Genomic DNA, 5359 nt, shown 5'->3' on the forward strand with positions numbered 1-5359 from the left:
GGGGGGCGGCCCCCCCCCCCGGGCCCCCCCCGCGGCAGCTTGAAAGGATGTCTCCATGACTCCACCTCGCGACGACAGCAACGGTAAGTCGGGACGCCGCGCCGAACTGCTCGCCATTGCTGCCGATCTCTTCGCTTCGCGGGGCGTCCGCGCGACCACCGTGCGCGACATCGCCGACGCGGCCGGGATTCTCTCGGGAAGCCTCTACCACCATTTCGATTCCAAGGAATCGATGGTCGACGAGATCCTGCGCGGATTCCTCGACGACCTGTTCGACCGGTATCACAAGATCGTCGCGTCGGGGCTGGACTCCCGTGCGACACTCGAGGCTCTGGTGACCACCTCGTACGAGTCGATCGACAGGTCGCATTCGGCGGTGGCGATCTACCAGGACGAGGCCAAGCACCTCGAGGGTGAACGCTTCGCGTACATCGCCGAACGGAACACCGAATTCCGGGAGTTGTGGATCGGTGTCCTCGAGCGTGGCGTGGCCGACGGAACGTTCCGGCCGCATCTCGATGTCGAACTCGTCTTCCGGTTCGTCCGCGACACCGTGTGGGTCGCGGTGCGGTGGTATCGCCCCGGTGGCGCCCTCACCGTAGAACAAGTTGCGCAGCAGTACCTTTCCATCGTTCTCGACGGACTGTCGAACCCGGATCTGCATAAGGAGCAATCATGACCGAGGCCTACATCGTCGACGCGGTGCGCACACCGATCGGCAAGAAGAAGGGCGGACTGTCCGGCGTGCACCCGGCCGATCTCGGCGCGCACGTCATCAAGGCCGTCGTCGAGCGCACCGGAATCGATCCGGGCGACGTGGACGACGTGGTGTTCGGCTGCGTCGACGCCATCGGCGGTCAGGCCGGCAACATCGCCCGTACCGCCTGGCTCGCTGCCGGGTACCCGCAGCACGTGCCCGGGGTGACCGTCGACCGCCAGTGCGGGTCGAGCCAGCAGGCGCTGCACTTCGGCGCTCAGGCGATCATGAGCAATACCGCCGACCTCATCATTGCGGGCGGCGTGCAGAACATGTCGCAGATCCCGATCTCGTCGGCGATGACGGCCGGGCAGCAGTACGGCTTCGACACGCCCTTCGGCGGGTCGACCGGCTGGACCGAGCGCTACGGCAGTGACGAGGTGTCGCAGTTCAAGGGCGCCGAGATGATCGCCGACAAGTGGGACATCAGCCGCGAAGAACTCGAGCAGTGGGCTCTGCAGAGTCACGAGCGTGCCAAGGCCGCCATCGCGGCGGGCCGCTTCGACAACGAGACCGTGCCGCTCGGTGACGCGACCGTCGACGAGGGGCCGCGCGAGACCAGCCTCGAGAAGATGGCGTCGCTGCAGCCCCTCGTCGAAGGCGGACGGATCACCGCGGCTGTTGCGAGCCAGATCTCCGACGGTGCCTCCGCTGTCCTCCTGGCGTCGGACGAGGCCGTGAAGAAGTACAACCTGAAGCCCCGTGCCCGGATCCACCACCTCAGCGCCCGCGGTGACGACCCGATCTTCATGCTGACCGCCCCGATCCCGGCGACGCAGTACGCCCTCGAGAAGACCGGCCTGACGATCGACGACATCGACCTGATCGAGATCAACGAGGCGTTCGCACCGGTGGTGCTGGCCTGGATCAAGGAGATCGGCGCCGATCCGGCGAAGGTCAACGTCAACGGCGGCGCGATCGCGCTCGGTCATCCCCTCGGCGCGACCGGCACCAAGTTGATGTCGACGCTCCTGAACGAACTCGAGCGCACCGGTGGTCGTTACGGACTGCTCACCATCTGTGAAGGCGGCGGCACCGCCAACGTGACGATCATCGAGCGTCTCGACTCCTGACGTCCTCGGTGTTGGGGCCCCCGGGGCGGCCGGGCGGGCCCCCCCCCCCGCGCGCGTGTTACCGACGCGACGGTTCGGGGATGCGCTGCCGGTACACGTCCGTAACGTGCTAGGCGCTGTCGGAACGGTGGTTCGGGACTACCCTTCGGAATATGTGCCGGAACATCACAGAGCTGCGCGGACTCGAACCGGCAGCGACCGCCGAGGAAATCGAGGCGGCCGCCCGGCAGTACGTCCGTAAGGTCACCGGAATCCAGTCCTTGTCCGACGCGACCCGGGAGCCGTTCGACCGGGCTGTCGCCGAGGTTGCCGCGACGACCACCAGGCTGCTGGCGTCGCTTCCCGAACGGAGACAGCCTCCCCGCACCGTTCCGCCGTTGCGGCGTCCCGAGGTCCGGGCGCGGATGGCGGCGCGCGGCTGACGCCGTACGTCGGCGCAGCAGTACGCACCCGAACCTCGGCATTCGGACCATTTTCCCGGTTCTCACCGGCTTCGCGCGAGTAGCGTGACGCAGGCCAGCATCGTGCGCGACGACGCGGACCACCGTGGCGTCGCGCACGGTCCCGCGCCGACCCGGTGAGGAGCCGAAATGGCCGTCGAGCAGTCGCCGCACAGCCGCGAGTACGTCGAATATCTCCGTACGGACCCGGATCTGCCGCCGGTCGGCGTCGTCGATCGAACTCCGATGTCGCTGACCGCGCGCATCGTGTTCGTCCTCTTGGCGGTCGCCGGTGCCGTCGCCTGGGCCGTGATCGCGCTGGTGCGCGGCGAGGACGTCAACGCCGTGTGGTTCGTCATCGCGGCGGTCTGTACCTATCTGATCGCGTACAGGTTCTATGCCAAGTTCATCGAGCGAAAGATCGTGCAACCGCGCGACGATCGTGCCACTCCTGCCGAGGTGCTCGAGAACGGCAAGGACTACATGCCGACCGACCGGCGGGTGTTGTTCGGTCATCATTTCGCCGCGATCGCAGGCGCGGGACCGCTCGTCGGTCCGGTTCTCGCCGCGCAGATGGGTTATCTGCCCGGCACGATCTGGATCGTCGTCGGAGTGGTCTTCGCCGGAGCGGTCCAGGACTTCCTCGTGTTGTGGATCTCGACGCGGCGCCGTGGGCGCAGCCTGGGACAGATGGCGCGCGAGGAACTCGGCGTTGTCGGCGGAACCGCCGCCCTGATCGCGGTTTTCGTCATCATGGTCATTCTCATCGCGGTACTCGCACTCGTCGTGGTCAATGCCCTGGCCGAGAGCCCGTGGGGGCTGTTCTCCATCGCGATGACCATCCCGATCGCCCTGTTCATGGGCGTGTACCTACGGTTCCTGCGACCCGGCAAAGTCGCGGAGGTCTCGCTCATCGGAGTGGCCCTGTTGCTGCTGGCGATCATCTCCGGCGGCTGGGTCGCCGAAACGAACTGGGGCACGGAATGGTTCACCCTTTCTCCGGTCACCATCGCATGGCTGATGATCGCCTACGGGTTCGCGGCGTCGGTACTACCGGTCTGGCTGCTGCTCGCGCCGCGCGATTACCTTTCGACGTTCATGAAGGTCGGCACGATCATCCTGCTCGCCGTGGGCATCCTTGTCGCCCGTCCCGTGATCGAGATGCCGGCCGTGTCGTCGTTCGCGGTCGCCGGGAACGGACCCGCGTTCGCAGGTTCGCTGTTCCCGTTCTTGTTCATCACCATCGCGTGCGGCGCACTGTCCGGTTTCCACGCCCTGATCTCGTCGGGCACCACCCCGAAGATGCTCGAGAAAGAGAAGCAGATCCGGCTGATCGGATACGGCGGAATGCTCACCGAGTCGTTCGTCGCGATCATGGCGCTGGTCACGGCCTGCATCATCGATCAGCACCTGTACTTCGCGCTCAATGCCCCCGCAGTGCTCACCGGAGGCACCCCGGAGACCGCGGCGGCCTACGTCAACGGACTCGGCCTGTCGTCGCCGGATATCACTCCCGAGCAGATCGCCGGGGCCGCGGCAGCGGTCGGGGAGGAATCGATCATCTCCCGCACAGGTGGTGCGCCGACGCTCGCGTTCGGTATGTCCCAGGTGCTCAGCGACCTGTTCGGTGGCGACGCTCTCAAGTCGTTCTGGTACCACTTCGCGATCATGTTCGAAGCGCTGTTCATTCTCACCACCGTGGATGCGGGAACCCGCGTCGCCCGCTTCATGCTCTCGGACTCGCTCGGCAACTTCGGTGGTCCGGCCCGCCGCTTCAAGGATCCGTCCTGGCGGCCCGGCGCATGGTTCTGCTCGCTGGTCGTGGTCGCCGCGTGGGGCGCGATCCTGCTGATGGGCGTGACCGACCCGCTCGGCGGCATCAACACCCTCTTCCCGCTGTTCGGCATCGCCAACCAGTTGCTCGCGGCGATCGCGCTGACCGTCGTTCTCACCATCGTGGTGAAGAAGGGAATGACGAAGTGGGCGTGGATTCCCGGTGTACCGCTGGTGTGGGACCTGATCGTGACGATGACCGCGTCCTGGCAGAAGATCTTCTCCTCGGACCGGGCGGTGGGGTACTGGGCACAGCACCGCGCCTTCGTCGACGCAAAGAACTCGGGCGCGACCGCGTTCGGGTCGGCGGACAGCCTCGACGAGATCGACGCGGTCATCCGGAACACGTTCATCCAGGGCACGTTGTCGATCGTGTTCGCGGGACTCGTGCTCGTCGTGGTAGCGGCGGGTCTCGTCGTGTGCGTCAAGGCCGTACGTGCGGGTGGGCTTCCGACGACGGAGTCGCCGGACGTACCGTCCAAGATCTTCGCTCCCGCTGGGTTCGTTCCGACCCCTGCCGAGCGGGAGTTGCAGAAGCAGTGGGACGAACTGATCGCGTCGGGCAAGGTCCGGCCTCCCGGTGCGGCGGTGACGCGGGACGGCCCGTTGCGCCGGCACGCTCACGAGAAGACGGGCACCTCATGACCTCGGTACTGCGCCGAGTGTGGTGGTGGGTCGGAGCGTTGATGGGTGACCACGACTACGCGCGCTATGTGGAACTGCACCGCAGGCTTCACCCGGGATGTCCTGTCCCGAGCGAGCGTCAGTACTGGCGGGAGCGTCACGCGGACGCGGACACGAACCCCGGCGCGAGGTGCTGCTAACCGCGTTGCCGGTTACTCGTCGTGTTTGCTGCGGCGCAGTTCGTCGTTGATGCGGAGGGCTTCGGTGAGCTGATCCTCCAGGATGATGATCCGGCACGCCGCATCGAGTGCGGTGCCCTGGTCGACGAGTTCCCTCGCGCGGGCGGCGATGCGAAGCTGATATCGCGAATACCGCCGGTGCCCGCCTTCCGACCGCATCGGATTGACCAGGTTCGCGGTGTCGAGACTCCGGAGGAAGGCTTGGGTGACGCCGAGCAGCTCGGCGGCGCGTCCCATGCTGTACGCAGGGAAGTTCTCGTCGTCGAACTTGTCTTCGGCGTCGTTGTTCTGTTTCACGAGGTGTGCGTGTCGCCCTTCGTATACATGGACGGGGGGCGGGGGGGGGGGGGGGGGGGGGGGGGGGGGGGGGGGGGGGGGCGGGGGGGTGCGGGG

The 5359-nt window shown here is 66.7% G+C and carries 6 protein-coding genes; 5 read left to right on the top strand and 1 reads right to left on the bottom strand.

The genetic code is table 11. The features are described from left to right. The first annotated feature begins 55 nt into the window (after positions 1-55). From TVH25_RS20630 to TVH25_RS20650, 5 genes are all read left to right on the top strand, one after another. Complete coding sequence (locus TVH25_RS20630) at positions 56-679, top strand: TetR/AcrR family transcriptional regulator (RefSeq protein ID WP_296549795.1); 624 nt, start codon at positions 56-58, stop codon at positions 677-679. Then, positions 676-1830 carry an acetyl-CoA C-acetyltransferase gene (locus tag TVH25_RS20635; protein WP_422425364.1) on the top strand — a complete coding sequence of 385 codons (1155 nt, stop codon included), beginning with the start codon at positions 676-678 and terminating at the stop codon, positions 1828-1830. Before TVH25_RS20630 ends, TVH25_RS20635 begins: the two co-directional genes overlap by 4 nt. A gap of 152 nt (positions 1831-1982) precedes the next feature. Continuing rightward, positions 1983-2252, top strand: a complete 270-nt coding sequence (locus TVH25_RS20640) for a DUF2277 domain-containing protein (protein ID WP_169623088.1) — start codon at positions 1983-1985, stop codon at positions 2250-2252. A gap of 168 nt (positions 2253-2420) precedes the next feature. Then, positions 2421-4748 carry a carbon starvation CstA family protein gene (locus tag TVH25_RS20645; protein WP_169623089.1) on the top strand — a complete coding sequence of 776 codons (2328 nt, stop codon included), beginning with the start codon at positions 2421-2423 and terminating at the stop codon, positions 4746-4748. Next, on the top strand, positions 4745-4927 hold the full coding sequence (locus TVH25_RS20650) for a YbdD/YjiX family protein (protein WP_422425365.1): 183 nt from the start codon (positions 4745-4747) through the stop codon (positions 4925-4927). The genes TVH25_RS20645 and TVH25_RS20650 overlap by 4 nt, the downstream gene beginning before the upstream one ends. 12 nt (positions 4928-4939) lie before the next feature. Here the strand turns inward: TVH25_RS20650 and TVH25_RS20655 are convergent, their stop codons facing one another. Further along, entirely contained in the window at positions 4940-5263 is a 324-nt protein-coding gene (locus TVH25_RS20655) for a helix-turn-helix domain-containing protein (RefSeq protein ID WP_378528697.1), read from the bottom strand. Positions 5264-5359 lie beyond the last annotated feature (96 nt).

Origin of the sequence: Rhodococcus sp. 7Tela_A2 (assembly GCF_049311045.1) — a bacterium.
Taxonomy (GTDB): Bacteria; Actinomycetota; Actinomycetes; order Mycobacteriales; family Mycobacteriaceae; genus Rhodococcus.